17 protein-coding genes are annotated in these 17,696 nt (G+C 69.0%); all 17 read left to right on the forward strand.

Going from position 1 to position 17,696, the window contains the following annotated elements:
- The first annotated feature begins 51 nt into the window (after positions 1 to 51).
- Positions 52 to 999 carry an HAD-IIA family hydrolase gene (locus IIE29_RS07515; RefSeq protein WP_343071837.1) on the forward strand — a complete coding sequence of 316 codons (948 nt, stop codon included), beginning with the start codon at positions 52 to 54 and terminating at the stop codon, positions 997 to 999.
- Entirely contained in the window at positions 996 to 1,160 is a 165-nt protein-coding gene (locus tag IIE29_RS17125; protein ID WP_209324636.1) for a hypothetical protein, read from the forward strand. The genes IIE29_RS07515 and IIE29_RS17125 overlap by 4 nt, the downstream gene beginning before the upstream one ends.
- The gene (locus tag IIE29_RS07525; protein WP_209324637.1) at positions 1,157 to 1,966 is read left to right on the forward strand and encodes a TlyA family RNA methyltransferase; all 810 of its coding nucleotides are present in this window, start codon (positions 1,157 to 1,159) and stop codon (positions 1,964 to 1,966) included. The genes IIE29_RS17125 and IIE29_RS07525 overlap by 4 nt, the downstream gene beginning before the upstream one ends.
- On the forward strand, positions 1,963 to 2,904 hold the full coding sequence (locus IIE29_RS07530) for an NAD kinase (protein ID WP_209324638.1): 942 nt from the start codon (positions 1,963 to 1,965) through the stop codon (positions 2,902 to 2,904). Before IIE29_RS07525 ends, IIE29_RS07530 begins: the two co-directional genes overlap by 4 nt.
- Positions 2,905 to 4,608: a DNA repair protein RecN gene (recN, locus tag IIE29_RS07535; RefSeq protein ID WP_209324639.1), complete on the forward strand. Its 1,704-nt coding sequence runs from the start codon at positions 2,905 to 2,907 to the stop codon at positions 4,606 to 4,608.
- A gap of 15 nt (positions 4,609 to 4,623) precedes the next feature.
- Entirely contained in the window at positions 4,624 to 5,862 is a 1,239-nt protein-coding gene (gene steA, locus IIE29_RS07540) for a putative cytokinetic ring protein SteA (protein ID WP_209324640.1), read from the forward strand.
- Positions 5,855 to 6,832 (forward strand): copper transporter, encoded by a 978-nt coding sequence (locus IIE29_RS07545; RefSeq protein WP_209324641.1) that lies wholly within the window; start codon positions 5,855 to 5,857, stop codon positions 6,830 to 6,832. The genes steA and IIE29_RS07545 overlap by 8 nt, the downstream gene beginning before the upstream one ends.
- The gene (locus IIE29_RS07550) at positions 6,829 to 7,698 is read left to right on the forward strand and encodes a hypothetical protein (protein WP_209324642.1); all 870 of its coding nucleotides are present in this window, start codon (positions 6,829 to 6,831) and stop codon (positions 7,696 to 7,698) included. The genes IIE29_RS07545 and IIE29_RS07550 overlap by 4 nt, the downstream gene beginning before the upstream one ends.
- On the forward strand, positions 7,695 to 9,395 hold the full coding sequence (gene murJ / locus IIE29_RS07555; protein WP_209324643.1) for a murein biosynthesis integral membrane protein MurJ: 1,701 nt from the start codon (positions 7,695 to 7,697) through the stop codon (positions 9,393 to 9,395). Before IIE29_RS07550 ends, murJ begins: the two co-directional genes overlap by 4 nt.
- Complete coding sequence (locus IIE29_RS07560) at positions 9,392 to 10,567, forward strand: glycosyltransferase family 4 protein (protein WP_209324644.1); 1,176 nt, start codon at positions 9,392 to 9,394, stop codon at positions 10,565 to 10,567. The genes murJ and IIE29_RS07560 overlap by 4 nt, the downstream gene beginning before the upstream one ends.
- Before the next feature lie 48 nt (positions 10,568 to 10,615).
- Positions 10,616 to 11,752 carry a glycosyltransferase family protein gene (locus IIE29_RS07565; RefSeq protein ID WP_209324645.1) on the forward strand — a complete coding sequence of 379 codons (1,137 nt, stop codon included), beginning with the start codon at positions 10,616 to 10,618 and terminating at the stop codon, positions 11,750 to 11,752.
- Between the two features lie 8 nt (positions 11,753 to 11,760).
- On the forward strand, positions 11,761 to 13,440 hold the full coding sequence (pyrG, locus tag IIE29_RS07570; protein ID WP_216629644.1) for a CTP synthase: 1,680 nt from the start codon (positions 11,761 to 11,763) through the stop codon (positions 13,438 to 13,440).
- A 155-nt stretch (positions 13,441 to 13,595) separates the two neighbouring features.
- The gene (locus IIE29_RS07575) at positions 13,596 to 14,276 is read left to right on the forward strand and encodes an NUDIX domain-containing protein (RefSeq protein ID WP_209324647.1); all 681 of its coding nucleotides are present in this window, start codon (positions 13,596 to 13,598) and stop codon (positions 14,274 to 14,276) included.
- A gap of 5 nt (positions 14,277 to 14,281) precedes the next feature.
- The gene (gene xerD, locus IIE29_RS07580) at positions 14,282 to 15,232 is read left to right on the forward strand and encodes a site-specific tyrosine recombinase XerD (protein ID WP_209324648.1); all 951 of its coding nucleotides are present in this window, start codon (positions 14,282 to 14,284) and stop codon (positions 15,230 to 15,232) included.
- Positions 15,233 to 15,270: 38 nt separating this feature from the next.
- Positions 15,271 to 16,140 carry a ParA family protein gene (locus tag IIE29_RS07585; protein WP_209324910.1) on the forward strand — a complete coding sequence of 290 codons (870 nt, stop codon included), beginning with the start codon at positions 15,271 to 15,273 and terminating at the stop codon, positions 16,138 to 16,140.
- A 38-nt stretch (positions 16,141 to 16,178) separates the two neighbouring features.
- Complete coding sequence (locus tag IIE29_RS07590; RefSeq protein ID WP_343071838.1) at positions 16,179 to 17,051, forward strand: segregation and condensation protein A; 873 nt, start codon at positions 16,179 to 16,181, stop codon at positions 17,049 to 17,051.
- Positions 17,048 to 17,683 carry an SMC-Scp complex subunit ScpB gene (gene scpB / locus IIE29_RS07595; protein WP_209324649.1) on the forward strand — a complete coding sequence of 212 codons (636 nt, stop codon included), beginning with the start codon at positions 17,048 to 17,050 and terminating at the stop codon, positions 17,681 to 17,683. The genes IIE29_RS07590 and scpB overlap by 4 nt, the downstream gene beginning before the upstream one ends.
- Positions 17,684 to 17,696 lie beyond the last annotated feature (13 nt).

Raw genomic sequence — 17,696 nt, forward strand, 5'->3', positions numbered from 1 at the left:
TCGGCCGAGCAGGGACACACGAGAATCGGCTCCACGCCTGAGACCTCCGGCGTGCCGATCGACTGCGTCCTGTTCGACCTCGACGGCGTCGTCTACCACGGCGACCGAGCGATCGACGGAGCCGTCGACGGCATCACCTGGCTGCATGAGCATTCCATCCCCGTCAGCTATGTGACGAACAACGCCACCCGCACCGCCGAGGCGACCGCTGAGAACATCACGAGGCTGGGAATCGAGGCGACCGCGGACGAGGTGACCACCTCGGCGCAGGTCCTGGCCGAACGCCTGGCGGAGAGATTCGGTCCCGGCGCCCGTGTCCACCTGCTCGGCACGACCGGACTGCGGACCGCGCTCGAGACCGCGGGGCTGCACATGGCTGACCCCGCGGACGAGGATGCCGTGGCCCTCGCCCAGGGCCTCGACCCGGAGATCGACTACCGGAAGATCGTGCGTGCCTGCGAGATCATCCGCTCCGGAGCCGAATGGTGGGCGAGCAACCCCGACTACTCGCTCATCACCGACACGGGCAGAGTCCCGGGCAACGGAGCGTTCGTCGAGCTCATCTCCCGGCTGACCGACACCGAACCGGTCATCGTCGGCAAACCCGCCCCGAACATGATGGAATTCGCCGCCGACCGCCTCGGCGCGCACCACCCGCTCATGGTCGGCGACCGGCTCAACACGGACATCGAAGGCGGGCGTGCGGCCGGCTTCGACACCGCGCTCGTCCTCACCGGGATCCACGACATCCACGACGCCCTGCGCGCCGCCCCCGAACGCCGACCGACGTTCATCCTGCCCAGCCTGCGCGGCCTCGAACCCCTCATGACCGGCGGGGACCGCGGCGACTGCCCCCGGATCGAAGCCGAGCTGCGCCGTGCCTGGGACGCCATCGACTCCGGCACCACCGACGCCGAGGCGATCCTGGCCGAGGGGAACCTGCCCCGCACGATCACCGAGGCGCGCACGGCACCATCACCGACCGAGGAGGAGAAGTGAGCGAGACACCGGCCCCGACACCGGCCTCGGTGAGCGGCGAAGTGCCCGTCGAGAACTGGCGGACCCAGCTCGCAGAGGCGAAGGACGCCCCGGCTGCCGAACGGCACGATCACCTCGGCTCCCTGCTCGACGCCCTCGACGCGCAGGTGGGCTCCTTGTGAGCAGACTCGACCGGGCACTCGTCGAACGCGGCCTCCTGGGCTCCCGCTCCCGCGCGGCCCGCGAAATCGCCGCCGGCCGCGTCGGCGTCAACGGCCGGACCGTCATCAAAGCCTCCCACGAGGTGGCCGAGACCGACGAACTCACCGTCACCGAACCCGACCCCTGGGTGGCCCGCAGCGCGCACAAACTCCTCGGCGCCCTCGACGCCTTCGACCTCAACCGCTCCACGATCACCGGCCTGACCGCCCTCGACGCGGGAGCCTCCACCGGCGGCTTCACCCAGGTGCTCCTCCACGCCGGCGCGGCCGAAGTCTGGGCCGTCGACGTCGGCCACGACCAGCTGGCTCCGAGCCTGCGCGAGGACCCGCGCGTGCACGTGCGCGAGGGACTGAACCTCCGCGAACTCTCCGCCTCCGACGTGCCGATCGTCGACCTCGTCGTCGCCGATGTCTCCTTCATCTCCCTGCGCCTGCTCATCGGCGAGCTTCTCCAGGCCACCTCCGCTGACGGAGAACTCCTGCTCATGGTCAAGCCCCAGTTCGAACTCGCACGCTCGGCGCTGGACAAACACGGCGTCGTCACCTCCGCGGCCGGTCGCCGTCGGGCGCTCGACTCCGTATGTGAGGCCATCGCCGAACACGCCGCACGCATCGTCGACATCGCACCCTCGCCTCTGCCCGGACCCAGCGGAAACAGGGAGTATTTCCTGCGTGTTCGACCGGGGCGAACCCCATTGAAGTCCGATAGGCTCAACGAGGCAGCCATCCCCGCCCACCTGGACGAGCTCATGAGAGGAGAGGCATGACCAGACACATCATGGTGCTGCTCCACCCGCAGCGCGAAGAGTCGGCCGTGGCCGCCGTCAGCGTGTTCAAGGCTCTCCTCGACGACGGCGTCACCCCCGTCGTCCTCGACGACGAGATCATCGGCATCCGCGCCCGCGAGACCGAGATGACGGAAGAGGCGAGCATCCTCCGCCACTGCACCATCATCGATCCGTCCGAACTGGGGGAGTGGAAGAACGCCTGCGAACTCGTCATCGTCCTCGGCGGCGACGGCACCATCCTCCGTGCGGCCGAACGCTTCCACGGCTCCGGCGTCCCCCTCATGGGCGTCAACCTCGGCCACGTCGGCTTCCTCGCCGAGAGCGAGAGGGAAGACCTCGCCGAGGCGGTCCACCGCGCCTCCCAGCGCGACTACCTCGTCGAGGAGCGCCTCGCCCTCGACGTGTCCGTCTGGCACGAGGGCGAGAACATCTTCAACGCGTGGGCGCTCAACGAGGCGACCATCGAGAAGACCTCGAAATCGCGGATGATCGACGTCGTCCTCGGCGTCGACGCCCGCCCCGTGTCCTCCTTCGGCTGCGACGGCGTCATCCTCGCCACCCCCACCGGCTCGACCGCCTACTCCTTCTCCGCCGGCGGTCCCATCGTCTGGCCGGAGGTCGAAGCGCTCATCCTCGTCCCGATCTCCGCCCACGCCCTGTTCGCCGAACCGCTCGTGGTCAACCCGAACTCCCGCCTCGGCGTGGAGATCTCACCGGGCAACCCGGACTTCGCCGCCGTGCTGTGGTGCGACGGTCGGCGCGCCCTCGAACTGCCTGCCGGGGCCCGCATCGAGGCGACCCGCTCGAAATCGCCGATCCGGCTCGCCCGCCTGCACACCGGTCCCTTCACCGACCGACTCGTCGCGAAATTCCGTCTGCCCGTCTCCGGCTGGCGGGGACCGATCAAGGAGGCCTGAATGATCTCCGAACTGCGGATCTCCCACCTCGGTGTCATCGCCGAGGCCGAAGTCGAACTCGACACGGGCTTCACCGTCGTCACCGGTGAGACCGGTGCCGGAAAGACGATGTTCGTCTCCGCCCTGTCGCTGCTCATGGGCCGCAAGGTCGGCTCCTCGGTCGTCCGCAGGGGAGCGGAGAAGGCCGAGGTCGAAGGCATCTTCACCGGCGTCGCCGAGCCTGTGCGCGAACGCATCGAGGAAGCCGGCGGCAGCGCCGACGACGAGGCCATCATCTCCCGCACCGTCGCGCAGAAGGGACGTGCCCGAGCCACCGCCGGCGGCCGCACCGTGCCGATCTCCGTGCTCACCGACATCTCCGCCGACCTCATCACTCTGCACGGCCAGTCCGAACAGCTGCGGCTCAAGGGCACCGCCCAGCAGCGCGAACTCCTCGACGCGGCCGGGGGAGCGGAGCTCGCCGAGGTGGCCGAGCGCTACCGTGTCGCCTTCGAGGCCTGGCGCGAGACCGAGGCCCGGGTCGCCCGCATCAAGGACTCCACCGCTGCCCGCCGCGAACGCATCCTGTGGCTGCGCGGCTGCCTCGAGGCCATCGATGCCGTCCGCCCCGAACCGGGCGAGGACGAAAGCCTGGCCGCGCAGTCGGCGAAACTCGGCGCCGCGGCCGACATCACCCGCGCCGTCGGCACCGCCCACGACCTGCTGCTGGGCGGAGAGGCCGATGACGCCGGGGCCGCCGTCGACCTCGTCCACCAGGCCATCAGCGCCGTGACCGATGTCGAAGGCTCCGACAAAGATCTCGTCACCATCCGCGAAGCCCTGGGCGACGCAGTGCTGCGTCTGTCGGACTCCGCTGCCGAACTGTCCTCCTACCTCTCGGGCTTCGACGAACTCGGCGAGACCTCGCTCGAGGAGACCGAGGCCCGCCGCGCCGAGCTCGGAACCCTCGCCCCCTACGGGCAGGACGTGGCCGAGGTGCTCGAATTCGAGACCCGGTCGGCAGCAGAACTCGCCGAACTCGAGGCCGAGGACCGCGACCTCGACGGCCTCGACGCCGAACTGGCCGAGGCTCGGGAGGCGATGGAATCCGCGGCCGCCGCGCTCACCGCGATCCGCACGCGCACGGCCGAGGAGTTCTCGGCCGCCGTGAGCGAGGAGCTGGCCGCCCTGTCGATGCCCAAGGCGAGCGTGGCGTTCGAGATCACCGAGCGCGAACCCGCCGCCCACGGCGCCGACGAGGTGCGGCTGACCTTCGCCGCCCACGAATCCTCGACCCCCGACGACATCGGCAGGGTCGCCAGCGGCGGTGAGCTCTCCCGCGTCATGCTCGCCATCGAGGTCGTGCGCGCGGCCAGCGAATCCATCCCCACCTATGTCTTCGACGAGGTCGACGCCGGCGTCGGAGGCAAGGCCGCCGTGGAGATCGGCCGCCGGCTGGCCAAGCTCGCCCGCAATGCGCAGGTCATCGTCGTCACCCACCTGCCGCAGGTCGCGGCCTGGGCCGATACGCATGTGACCATCGTCAAGGACGACGATGCGGAGACGGTGCGCTCAGGCGTCCGGGAACTGTCGGAGGACGAACGGGTCGTCGAACTCTCCCGCATGCTCGCGGGCATGGACGAGTCCGCCTCGGCGAAGGCCCACGCCGCGGAGCTGCTTGACTCGGCACGGCAGGGCAAGGACGCCGACGCCATGAGCACATGAGATGATGGGCGAACCATGAACGTGCGCAGACACCGCGAGAACCCCGCCGCACCCACCCGGTCCGGTCCGGCTCCTGCCCGGCTGGACCGACGCACGAAAGACCTCACCAAACGCCTCCAAGCAGGCGATATCGCGGTCATCAAGCACTCCGACATCGACCGCATCTCCGCCGAAGCCCTCGTCGCCTGCCGCCCGGCCGCGGTGATCAACGCTGACAAATCGATCTCCGGCCGCTACCCGAACCTCGGACCGGGCATCATCGTCGACGCCGGCATCCCCCTCATCGACGCCGTCGGAACCGAGATCTTCGACGCCGTGGACGAACACGACGAGATCAGCACCGACGGCGACGCCGTCCTCCTCGACGACACCGAGATCGCCGCGGGTGTGCTGCAGACGCAGGAGACCATCGCCGATGACATGCACGCGGCCGAGGCCGGAATGAACTCCGTGCTCGTGGACTTCATCGACAACACGATCGAATACATCCGCAAGGACTCCGACCTGCTCTCGGCCGAACTCGTCGTGCCCGAGGTGAATACGAGCTTCACCGACCGGCACGTCCTCATCGTCGTCCGCGGCTACCACTACAAGGAGGACCTGGCGATGCTGTCCTCCTACATCCGCGAATACCGGCCGCTGCTCATCGGCGTCGACGGAGGCGCCGATGCCATCATCGAGGCCGGCTACCGTCCCGATATGATCGTCGGCGACATGGACTCCGTGTCCGACACCGCCCTGACCTCCGGAGCCGAGATCGTCGTCCATGCCTACCGCGACGGCAACGCCCCGGGCACCGAGCGCGTGAAGTCCCTCGGCGTCGACTGCGTCGCCTTCGCCGCCTCCGGCACCAGCGAGGACATCGCCATGCTGCTCGCCGACGACAAGGGAGCCGAACTCATCGTGGCCGTCGGCACCCACGACACCGTCATGGAGTTCCTCGACAAGGGACGCAAGGGCATGGCCTCGACGTTCATCACCCGGCTGCGCGTGGGGTCGAAGCTCATCGACGCCAAGGGCGTGTCCCTGCTCTACCGGCAGCGCATCTCCAGCCTGCAGCTGGCCGTGCTCATCGTCGCCGGTCTCGTCGCCCTCGGCGTCGCCCTGGCCGCGACCTCGGCCGGACAGACCTTCCTCGGCCTCATCGGCGCCCAACTCGACGGGTTCTTCGGCTGGGTCGGCTCCCTCTTCGGACCCGATCCCGCGACCACGCCGCAATCCGTCGGCTTCATCCAAGGACTGACCAGTGATTGATTTCCGCTACCACCTCGTCTCCCTCGTCTCGGTCTTCCTCGCCCTCGCGGTGGGCATCGTCCTCGGTGCGGGACCGCTCAAGGAGCCGATCGGCGAGTCCCTGCAGAGCCAGGTCGACGCGCTGCGCTCCGACCGCGACAATCTGCGCTCGAACCTCGACGCGGCCAAGGGCAACATCGACAAGCAGAACGAATTCGTCACCGCCGCGGCCCCCGAACTCATCAAAGGTGCGCTCAAGGACCAGGCGGTGAGCATCATCGCCGGCCCCGAGGCCGACCCCGAACAGGTCGAAGAGGTCAGCAACCGCGTCAAGGAAGCCGACGGAACCATCGCCGGCGACGTGTCCTTCGTGCCGAACACGCTGAGTCTCGAGAACTCCGCCGACTTCCTCGAACAGCTGCGCACCATCGTGCCGGCCCTGCCGCAGGACGATTCGACCGCGATCCGCGCGGCGCTCGTCATCGCCTTGACCGGCAATGCCTCGATGCTCGAGGACGCCGACGACAGCAAGGCCGCGGAGAAGAAGTCGCCGAAGCTCTACGACGCCTTCGTCGAAGCCGACCGCCTGCGCACCGACACCGACCACAAGACGACCTCGCTGTTCATCGTCATCGACGACGAGAACTCGACCCTGGCCGAGGAGACGGAGCCCAGCCCCGAGGCGAGCGATGACAAGGCCACCCGCACCCTGGTCACCGACTTCGTCACCGCGCTGACCGCCGAAGCCGCCTCGGTGGTCGTCGCCGGCGACGCCGGATCGGCCCAGAACGGACTCGTCAACGTGCTGCGGACCGAGAAGTCCCGGGCCAGCACCGTCGACGGGCTCGGCCTCGGAGCCGGTCCCGTCATCGCGGTGCGGGCGTTGGCCGCCGGTGAGGAGGGCAAGCACGGACACTTCGGATTCGCCGAGGATGCCGAGGGAATACTGCCCGCCAAGACCTCCGAGACGAAGAAGGGCGACGCGCAATGATCCGATCCATCGTCAGCTCCGCCGTGGCCGGGCTCGCCGGCTTCGCCGCGACGAAGGCCGTGCTGCGATCCCGGCTGCGCACCCACGACAGCGTCGTGCGCACCAACCATGCCGGCCGCGAGGTCTCATTGATCGAAGGCCCGGCCGTGACCGCGGGCCTGCTGGCCGGCGGCCTGCTCATCGAAGACCCCCGCCAGCGCGCGGCCACCCTGCTGGCCACCGGCGCGGCCGGCAGCCTCGGCGCCGTCGACGACTTCTGCGAATCGGGAACCTCGAAGGGCCTGCGCGGACACCTCAGCGCTTTGGCCCGCGGCGAGATCACGACGGGGGCGATCAAGGTCGCCGGGATCCCGCTGGCCTCGATCGCCGCCGCCGCGATCCTGCGCACCGGCTCGCGGAGAACCGGGCTCTTCGGCTGCGCCCGACCAGACGAGGGGATCTCCTGGGCGGCGAAGGCCTGCGACATCGTCGTCACCGGGGGAGTCATCGCCGGATCGGCGAACCTGTTCAACCTCCTCGACCTCCGTCCCGGCCGGACGCTCAAGGCCGGGCTGCTCACCGTGGCCTTCGCCGACCACGTCCACGGTGTGTCCTGGGCTCCCGCCACCGCGATCGCCGGCGCCTCGGCAGCCGCCTGGCCCGACGACCTGGCCGGGGAGGTCATGCTCGGCGATACGGGGGCGAACGCACTCGGAGCGGCCATCGGCACGATCCTGGCCGAGACCGCCGACCCTGTCGGGCGCCGCATCATCCTCGCCGTCCTCGCCGGACTCACCCTGGCCAGCGAGAAGGTGTCCTTCACCTCCGTCATCGAAGCGACCCCGGGCCTGCGCGAGATCGACTCCTTCGGCCGCGAGGACGTGTGAGCAAGCTCGTTCGAGTCTTCGCCTCCACGGCGCTGCTCGTCTCGATCATCACCCTCTTCACCCGACTGGTCGGATTCCTCCGCTGGTTGGTGTTCTCACCGACCGTCGGCGCCGGCACCGTCGGCACCGCCTACCAGAGCGCGAACCAGGTGCCGAACATCCTCTTCGAGGTCGTCGCCGGCGGTGCCCTGGCCGGAGCCGTCATCCCGCTGCTCGCGATCCCGCTGGCGCGCTCGGACCGGGAGACGGCCGGCCGCATCGCCTCGGCGCTGCTGACGTGGGCCGTCTCGGTCACCCTGCCGCTGTCGATCATCCTCGCCGTCTTCGCCCCTGAGATCGCGAACCTGCTGGTCGACGCGAAGACCCCTGAATCCGCCGAGGTCCAGGCGACCGCGCAGTTCCTGCTGATGTTCGCCCCGCAGCTCGTCCTCTACGGCATCGGCGCCGTGCTCACGGGTGTGCTCCAGGCGCACCGGAAGTTTCTCTGGCCGGCCTTCACCCCGCTGCTGTCGAGCCTCGTCGTCATCGGCAGCTATATCGCCTACAGCCTCGTCGGCGGCACCGACGACAGCTGGCAGACCCACCTCGGGTGGCTCGGCTGGGGCACCACGCTCGGCGTGGCGGCACTGGCCCTGCCCTTGGCGCTGCCGATGCGCTCGACCGGTCTGCGGCTGCGCCCCACCTTCGCCTTCCCACCCGGAGTCGCCCACCGCGTGCTGCGCCTGGCAGGAGCGGGAATGGCGGCGCTGCTGGCTCAGCAGGCGGCCGTGCTCGCAACCCTGACGCTGTCGAACCACTCGGGCGGCAAAGGCACCTTCGTCCTCTTCAGCTACATCAACGCCGTCTACCTCCTGCCCTATGCGGTGCTCGCCGTGCCGGTGGCGACCGTGATGTTCCCGTCCCTGTCGACCTGGGCGGGCCGGAGCAGAACCCCCGAGGCGAGTGAGGCCGAACGTGCCGAGGCAGCGGTGCGCCTGCGCGCCCTGACCTCGACGACGACCGCGCTCATCCTCACCATCGGCGGGCTCGGTGCCGTCATCCTGCTGTCGGCGGCAGGACCCCTGCAGACCTTCTTCACCGCCATCGACGCCGCCAAAGACGTCGCCGACGTGCCCTTCGACTCGATGGGGCGGGCGATCATGGTCATGGCCCTGGCCGTGCCCGGCTGGTCGTTCGTCGCCTGGGGCACCCGCGTGTTCTACGCTCTCGAACGCTCCCGCCATTCGGCCGCGGCGACGACGACGGGGTGGGTCCTCGTCATCGTCGGCATGATCGTCGCCATCCTGGTGACGAATGCCGACGGGGATCCCGGGCTGACCCTGGTCGCGATCTGCGTCGGCTACGCGCTGGGCATGAGCGTGGCCGGCGGATTCCTGCTCGTGTCCATCCGCCGCGTGCTCGGGCCCACTGGGCTCGCCTTCGTCGGTCGCCGCGGACTGCTGGCTGTGGGAGCCGCCGTCGTCGCCGGTACCGCCGGCATCGTGACCTCCCAATGGATCGGGGGAGTGCTCGACAACACTGCGAGCTCGGGCGTGATCGCCGGCATCGCCGCGGCCCTGCTGGGCTGCGTCGTCTTCGCCGTCATCGTCCTCGTCGCCGACCGCGGCTTCCTCGGCGAGATCCGCCGACTGCTCGCCGACCGCACCGAACGCACTTCGTCCGAAACCACACGAGCTGACAGTGAGGATGAGTCATGAGAATCGTCTACGCACTCGGCACCTCGACCGGGGGAGTCGGCACCCATGTGCGCGCGCTGGCCCGCGATATGGCCGCCGCCGGTCACGAGGTCGGCGTCATCGGCCCCGCCGCCACCGATGAGCACTTCGGCTTCTCTCGGCTGCCCGGTGTCCGCTTCGCCGCCCTCGAGCTGGGCACCGGCCTCGGCGTCGGCGATGCGGCGCTGGTCAGGCGCCAACGCACCCTGTTGCGCAGCTTCGATGCCGAGATCGTCCACGCCCACGGATTCCGCGCCGGACTCATCACCCTGCTCACCCTGCGCACCCTGCGGGCCCGGCCGCGGTTCGTCCTCAGCCTCCACAACCGGGCCAGCGGGCACGGGCTGCGGGCGAAAGTCGAGACCCAGGTGGAGACGATGCTCGCCCGCGGGGCCGACCTCGTGCTCGGTGCCAGCACCGACCTCGTCGAACGGGCCCGAGAACTCGGTGCGAGCGATGCGCGTTTCCTGCCCGCCGCGGCCCCGCAGGTCGAGCAGATCAGCGCCGAGGCGGCCGGCACCGCACGTGCCCGCCTGGCCGCCGAATACTCCTTCTCCGAAGGAGCGGTCATCGTGCTCGCCGTCGGCCGCGTGGCGCGGCAGAAGAACTATCCGATGCTCGTGCGCGCCCTCGGCCGCCTCGGCGAGGAACCGGAAGCCGGACACGGCCCCGCTGAGGACTCGGACCGGGACGCAGCCGACCCTGCGCTCGTCGTCCTCATCGCCGGCGCCGCCGACGAAGCGGTGCTCGCCGATGTCCGCGCGCAGTACGATCAGCTCGCGGCCGCCCAGACGATTCCCCCGTTGCACTTCCTCGGCGCCCGCGACGACGTCGCCGAACTCGCCGCCGCCGCTGATGTCTACGTCCTCACCAGCGTGTGGGAGGCCCGGGCACTCGTGCTCCAGGAGGCGCTGATGGCCGGCAAGGCGATCGTCGCCACCGCCACCGGCGGCAGCGCCGAACTCGTTGCCGACGCGGGCATCCTCGTGGCCGATGACGATGATCGGGCGCTGGCCGAGGCGGTCGCCGAGCTCGCCGTCGATCCCGCTCGCAGGGCCGAATTGGGCGCCCGCGCTCGGGCCCGGGGAGCCGAGCTTCCCGATGAGAGGGAAGTGGCCGACAAACTCGTGAGCCTTTACACGGAACTCCTATGAGCCCAGGTAGGCTAGAAGCAGCGTCGATCGAAAGAAGAGGATGAGGAAATGAGCGAATCCGGCGAGGTCAACCCACTGAGCGCAGACACGAGGATTCTGCACGTGCTCGCCGAAACCACAGGTCCGGTCGTCGAAGTGGCGAAGCTCGCCGTGCTCGGTCACCTCCGCGCGGGCTTCAAGGTCGCCGTCGCCGCACACCGGTCGCTGCTGGGCACGTTCGGTGTTCCCGAGGAGCTGGCCGGCGAATTCCGCGAGATCGAACTCGCCGCTCGCAGACGCTTCAGCATGGCCGATCCGAACACCGCCTTCACCCTTCACAAGTACTACCAGCACGTCGACATCGTCCACGCGCACGGACTCCACGCGGCGACGCTCGCCGGACTCGCCTTCACCGGTCTGCCCGCCCGCCTGCATCCGAAGGTCGTGGCCACGGTCGAGTCCTTCGACTCCGCGAACGTCATCGAGAAGACCGGTGCCGACATCGTCGGACGCACGGCCACCGCCGTGCTGGGAACCACCGAACCCGTCGTCGACTACTTCAGCGGCAAGGTCCCGGTCGTCGAACGCGCCGAACTCGTCCACCCGGACATCGACGTCGACCTCACCGTGCGCACCCCGCGGGCGGAGGTCCGACGCGAACTCGGCATCTCGGAAGGCACCTGGCTGGTCGCCAGCCCCATCGCCCTGCGCGACCACACGGCGCTGGCGACCGTGCTCGACGCCGCCGACCAGATCAACCGCAAGCGTCCCGGCCGACGGGTCGTCACCGTGCTCACCGGCACCGGCAAGGACCGTTCGACTGTCGCTCGCGAATTCGCCGACCGCGGCGTCATCGTCGCTCCGGCCGGTGACCTCGTCGACGTCGCCGCGGCAGCGGACGTCGTCATCGCCAGCGAGACGATGACCGGACTGAGCCACGAGGACCTCATGCAGCTGTCGAAGCCGGCCGTGTTCATCGGCAGCGGACGCCGCGCAGGCATCTGGGGCGAGGCCGCGCAGAGCGTCGAGGCAGACGACACCGACGGGCTGCTGCGTGAGATCAATCATCTTCTCGACGATCCGACGGGACGCGGAACCTCCGCTGTGGCGGCGAAGAAGCGGGTCATCGACGTCAGCAACGGTGCCGCGATCTCCGAAACGCTGCTCGATCTGTACGCCGAGGTCGACGCGGCCTCGGATTCGTGAGCCGGACTTTGATAGAATCAAATCCCGTGGTGAATCGAACTGGCCCTGGTGGCACACATACGGCAAAGCACATCTTCGTCACGGGAGGCGTCGCCTCTTCGTTGGGCAAGGGACTGACGGCCTCGAGCCTCGGCCACCTGCTCACTCAGCGCGGACTCACGGTGGCCATGCAGAAGCTGGATCCCTACCTCAATGTGGATCCCGGCACGATGAATCCCTTCCAACACGGTGAGGTCTTCGTCACCGAGGACGGTGCCGAGACCGACCTCGACATCGGCCACTACGAACGCTTCCTCGACAACGACCTCGACGGCGCCGCGAATGTCACGACCGGTCAGATCTACTCCTCGGTCATCGCGAAGGAGCGCCGCGGAGCCTATCTCGGCGACACCGTGCAGGTCATCCCGCACATCACCGACGAGATCAAGGCGCGGATGCGTGCGCAGGCCGAACGCCCCGAGGCCGAGCGTCCCGATGTCATCATCACCGAGATCGGCGGCACCGTCGGCGACATCGAATCCCAGCCCTTCCTCGAAGCGGCCCGTCAGGTCCGCCACGACATCGGTCGGGACAATGTGTTCTTCATCCACGTCTCCCTCGTGCCCTACCTCGGGCCCTCCGGAGAGCTGAAGACGAAGCCGACCCAGCACTCGGTGGCGACGCTGCGCTCGATCGGCATCCAGCCCGATGCGATCGTGCTGCGCTCCGACCGCGAACTGCCGGACTCGATCCGGTCGAAGATCGCCGGTGCCTGCGATGTCGAGACCGACGCCGTCGTCTCCTGCGTCGACGCCCCGAGCATCTACGACATCCCGAAGGTCCTCCACGACGGCGGCCTCGACGTGTTCGTCATCCGCAGCCTCAACCTGCCCTTCCGCGACGTCGACTGGACGAAATGGGACTGGGTGCTCGAACGAGTGCACAATCCCGCCCGCGAGGTCGCGATCGGCATCGTCGGCAAGTACATCGACCTGCCCGACGCCTACCTGTCGGTGACCGAGGCCCTGCGCCACGGCGGCTTCGCCAACGACGCGAAGGTGAAGATCCACTGGATCGCCTCCGACGACTGCCGCACCCCCGAGGGCGCGGAGAAGGCCCTGTCCGGACTCGACGCGGTCTGCGTGCCCGGCGGCTTCGGCATCCGCGGCATCGAGGGCAAGCTCGGCGCGCTCGAGTACACGCGCACCCACCAGATCCCGACTCTGGGCCTGTGCCTGGGCCTGCAGTGCATGGTCATCGAATACGCGCGCAACGTCGCCGGCATCGAGGCGGCCTCGTCCTCCGAGTTCGACCCGGAGACCGCGGTCCCGGTCATCGCGACGATGGCCGAGCAGCTGTCCATCGTCGAAGGCGAGGGCGACCTGGGCGGCACCATGCGCTTGGGCACCTACGAGGCGAAGCTGGCCGAAGGCAGCGTCGTCGCCGGCGTCTACGGAGCGAGCACGATCAATGAACGCCACCGCCACCGCTACGAGGTCAACAACACCTACCGCGAACAGCTCGCCGAGGCGGGGCTCGAATTCTCGGGCACCTCGCCCAACGGCGAGCTCGTCGAATTCGTCGAGCTGCCGGCGGCCACGCACCCGTTCTACGTCTCGACGCAGGCTCACCCCGAACTCAAATCGCGCCCGACTCGTCCGCACCCGCTGTTCGCGGGGCTGGTGGCCGCGGCACTGGAACGCCAGTGAGCGACCGGGCGCATCAGTGAGAGACTGAGAGACAACACCATGGCACGGGAGACTCGGCAGCAGCTCGAAGACCCGGACCACTCTGGCGATGCCGTCGGCGAGAGCGCCGGCGGCATCGCCTTTCCCACCACCGTCGAGGCACCGGGAGGCAGCCGATGAGCACACTGCAGGACGAGACCCACACCCCGAACATCACCGCGTCCGAACTCGTCTACCGCGGTGCGGTCTGGGACGTCCGCCGGGAGACCTTCGACCTGCCGGAGGCCCCCGGGCTCGTCCGCGACATGATGGCGCACACCGGCGCCGTGGGTGTGGCCGTGGTCGATGAGCAGCAGCGGATCCTTCTCATCCAGCAGTACCGGCACCCGGTCCGGGCCCGCCTGTGGGAGGTGCCGGCGGGGCTGCTCGATGTGGCCGGTGAGGATCCGTTCGACGCGGCCAAGCGGGAGCTCGTCGAGGAGGCCGATCTGACCGCGAAGAGGTGGGAGGTCCTCAGCGACTCCTGCCTGACCCCCGGCGGCAGCAGCGAGACGATGCGCCTCTTCCTCGCCCGAGACATCAGCCTCGTCCCCGAGGCCGAGCGGCACGAGCGCAGCGAGGAGGAAGCCGGGCTCCGCTTCCGCTGGGTCGACATCGACGAGGCGCTCGACGCCGTCGTGATGGGGCGGATCACGAACGCGATCGCCCAGCTGGCGATCCTCCAGGTCTCTCGCGTGCTCCGCGCCGAGGCCGAGGGCAGTCCCGTGAGCCTGCGATCGGTCGAAGCGCCGCGTCGCCTCGTCGACGGCCGCGCCGATTTCGGCCGCGGGGCCGAAGTCATCACCGACGAGGACTGAGGGCCATGGCTCGGCACGGGGCCGAACTCCTGCCCGAGGAGCTGCCCGAGGGGCTGCGGCGCGGCTTCGAGTCCTATCTCAACTCCCTGCGCTTCGAACGCGGCCTGTCACGGAACTCAATCGATGCGTACGCCCGTGACCTCGCCCGCTACGGGACCTGGCTGCACGATGAGGGGATCGGCCGCCTCGGCGAGGTGGATCGGGGACGGGTCGAGGACTACGGACTGCATCTGCTCGACACCGGCCTCGCTCCGCGGACCCGGGCCCGCGCGCTCGTGGCGGTGCGTCGTTTCCACACCTTCGCCTTCGCCGAGAACCTCGCCCCCACCGACCCGGCCTCCGAGGTCAGCCCGCCGCAGGAAGGACTGCGGCTGCCCAAGGCGCTCTCACTCGAGGAGATCGAGGCGATGCTGGCGACCGCGGCCGGTGAGGAACCCGCGCAGATCCGAGCCGCGGCCCTCCTCGAACTCCTCTACGCCACGGGCGCACGCATCTCCGAGGCCGTCGGGGTCGATCTCGACGACCTCGACCTCGACTCCGGACTCGTCCGTGTCTACGGCAAGGGAGGGAAGGAGAGGATCGTGCCCTTCGGCTCCCATGCGGCACGCGCCCTGGGCAGCTGGGTGTCGCGAGTGAGGCCGACGATGGCGGCGAAGGCGAAGACGAGTTCGCCGGCGGGAGCGCTGTTCCTCAACGCCCGGGGGACTCGCCTGTCGCGGCAGAGCGCCTGGCAGATCGTCAAGACCGCGGGCGAACACGCCGGACTCGAGGTCGAAGTGTCGCCGCACACCTTCCGCCACTCCTTCGCCACGCATCTGCTCGAGGGCGGGGCGGACATCCGCGTCGTCCAGGAGCTGCTCGGGCATGCCTCGGTGACGACGACCCAGATCTACACGAAGGTCACCGAGGAGACACTGCGGGAAGTGTACGCGACCTCGCACCCCCGGGCGCGGTAGGGTTGGACGAAGAGCAACGAAAGGTGGCCATCCGAGTGATGAATACGCAAGAGGCGTTGGATATTCCCCAGCAGAGGTCCGCAGCATCCGAGCCCCAGGATTTCCCGGAGCCGGCCCCCTTGAGTTCGCACGGGCCCGCCCGCATCATCGCCATGGTCAACCAGAAGGGCGGGGTCGGGAAGACGACCTCGTCGATCAACCTCGGCGCCGCTCTGGCCGCTTACGGGCGCAAGATGCTGCTCGTCGACTTCGATCCGCAGGGCGCCCTGTCCGTAGGGCTCGGCCTCAACCCCTATGACCTCGACATCAGCGTCTACAACCTGCTCATGAACCCGCGGCTGGACCCGCACGAGGTGATCGTCGGCACGGACTTCGAGGACATCGACATCCTGCCCGCGAACATCGACCTCTCCGCCGCCGAGGTCCAGCTCGTCGGGGAGGTCGCCCGCGAGCAGGTGCTGGCCCGAGCACTGGCGAAGGTCGCCGACGAATACGATGTCATCCTCATCGACTGCCAGCCCTCGCTCGGCCTGCTCACGGTCAATGCGCTCACCGCGGCCCACGGGGTCGTCATCCCGCTCGAAACCGAGTTCTTCGCCCTCCGCGGTGTCGCCCTGCTCGTCGAGACCATCGAGAAGGTCCAGGATCGGCTCAACCCCTCGCTCGAGATCGACGGGATCCTCGCGACGATGTTCGACTCGCGGACCCTGCACTCGAAGGAAGTCATGTCGCGTGTCACCGAGGCCTTCGGCGACAAGGTCTTCGAGACCGTCATCAATCGCACCGTGAAGTTCCCCGACGCCTCCGTGGCCGCCGAGCCGATCACGAGCTTCGCGCCCAAGCACGCGGGTTCGGAGGCCTACCGGCGTCTGGCCCGGGAGCTCATCGCCCGCGGAGGCGCACCCTGAACGACGCCGCAGTGCAGGAGGCCGCGCAGGGATTCCAGGTGGAGCTGGAGAACTTCTCCGGCCCCTTCGACCTGCTGCTCGGGCTGATCTCGAAACGCCGGCTCGACGTCACCGAGATCGCGCTGGCCGAGGTGACCGACGAGTTCATCGCCTACACCGCCGAGCTCAAGGACAAGGCGAGCCTCGCCGAGATCTCGCAGTTCCTCCTCGTCGCGGCCACGCTGCTCGACCTCAAGACCGCGCGTCTGCTCCCGCACGAAGAGGGCGAGGAGGTGCTCGACCTCGAACTGCTCGAGGCCAGGGACCTCCTCTTCGCCCGACTTCTCCAGTACAAGGCGTACAAGTCCGTGTCCGGCTACCTCGCCGAGGCGATGGCCGCCGGATCGATCCGGGCACCCCGCGACGTCGGCCTCGAGGCCGAGTTCCAGGACGTGCTGCCTCCGCTGCAGCTGAACATCGGTCCCGGGGAGTTGGCCGGCATCTTCGCCACCGTGCTCCAACGCGACCACACCCCGCCGAGCGTGGCCGTCGACCACATCCATCTGCCGCTGGTCAGCGTGTCCGAGCAGCGCGGACACATCCTGTCGCTGCTGCGCAGCGGCGAGGTCGACTTCGCCGATCTCATGGACACGGCCGAGAACACTCTGGTCGTCGTCGCCCGCTTCCTCGCCCTGCTGGAGCTGTTCAAGGTCGGGCTGTGCGACTTCGATCAGCCCGAACCGCTCGGACGCCTCCTCATCCACCGCACCGAGATGAGCGAGGACGGCGTCGACCTGCGCACCGAAGGCGCCTGGAGCGCCGACGAGGACGAGGCCGGCGCCGGCACGGAATCAGCGCACGAGGGCTCCGCAGGGGACACGGGAGCCGATGAGGACGAGGACTCCGCAAACGATTTGGAAGAGGACGAATGATCGACGACGAGATCCTCGCCGGCATCGAGGCCGTGCTCATGATCACCGATGCGGCCGTCGGCGCCGGGGAGCTCGCCGCCTCGCTCGGCCTCGACGAGGACACAGTGCTCGAAGCCATCGCCGTGCTCAAGGCCGACTATGACGGCGACGAGGACCGTCGGCAGCGCGGGTTCGAGATCCGCCACGTCGCCGGCGGCTTCCGCATCTTCTCCCGCGGCGACTACCACGACGTCGTCAAGGACTTCCTCACCGCAGATCAGAGCACGAAGCTGTCCCAGGCGGCGCTCGAGACGCTGGCCGTCATCGCCTACCGGCAGCCGATCTCACGACCGCGCATCGCCGCGATCCGCGGCGTCAGCGTCGACGGGGTGATCCGGACCCTGCTGCTGCGCGGACTCATCGTCGAAGCGGGGAAGGAGGCGTCGACCTCGGCGCTGCTCTATGCGACGACGCGTGAGTTCCTCGACACCATGGGGATGAATTCGATCGACGATCTGCCGGACATCGCCCCCTACCTGCCCGAGGACGCCGACGTCGCCGAACTCGGCTCGGAAGACACCGAGGTGCTCGCCGAGATCGGCTCGGACGATATCGCCGATGAGAGCGTCGAGATGTCACGAGCAGCCGATTGATTTGAGAGAATGG

Source organism: Brevibacterium renqingii (genome assembly GCF_017808095.1).
Lineage (GTDB): Bacteria > Actinomycetota > Actinomycetes > Actinomycetales > Brevibacteriaceae > Brevibacterium > Brevibacterium renqingii.

Bases quoted from the DNA above. Each gene is read 5' to 3' on its own strand.
- IIE29_RS07575 (WP_209324647.1), top strand. From the start codon at position 13,596: ATGAGCACACTGCAGGACGAGACCCACACCCCGAACATCACCGCGTCC.
- scpB (WP_209324649.1), top strand. From the start codon at position 17,048: ATGATCGACGACGAGATCCTCGCCGGCATCGAGGCCGTGCTCATGATC.
- steA (WP_209324640.1), top strand. From the start codon at position 4,624: ATGAACGTGCGCAGACACCGCGAGAACCCCGCCGCACCCACCCGGTCC.
- IIE29_RS07585 (WP_209324910.1), top strand. From the start codon at position 15,271: ATGAATACGCAAGAGGCGTTGGATATTCCCCAGCAGAGGTCCGCAGCA.
- IIE29_RS07530 (WP_209324638.1), top strand. From the start codon at position 1,963: ATGACCAGACACATCATGGTGCTGCTCCACCCGCAGCGCGAAGAGTCG.
- IIE29_RS07550 (WP_209324642.1), top strand. From the start codon at position 6,829: ATGATCCGATCCATCGTCAGCTCCGCCGTGGCCGGGCTCGCCGGCTTC.
- IIE29_RS07565 (WP_209324645.1), top strand. From the start codon at position 10,616: ATGAGCGAATCCGGCGAGGTCAACCCACTGAGCGCAGACACGAGGATT.
- recN (WP_209324639.1), top strand. From the start codon at position 2,905: ATGATCTCCGAACTGCGGATCTCCCACCTCGGTGTCATCGCCGAGGCC.
- xerD (WP_209324648.1), top strand. From the start codon at position 14,282: ATGGCTCGGCACGGGGCCGAACTCCTGCCCGAGGAGCTGCCCGAGGGG.
- IIE29_RS07560 (WP_209324644.1), top strand. From the start codon at position 9,392: ATGAGAATCGTCTACGCACTCGGCACCTCGACCGGGGGAGTCGGCACC.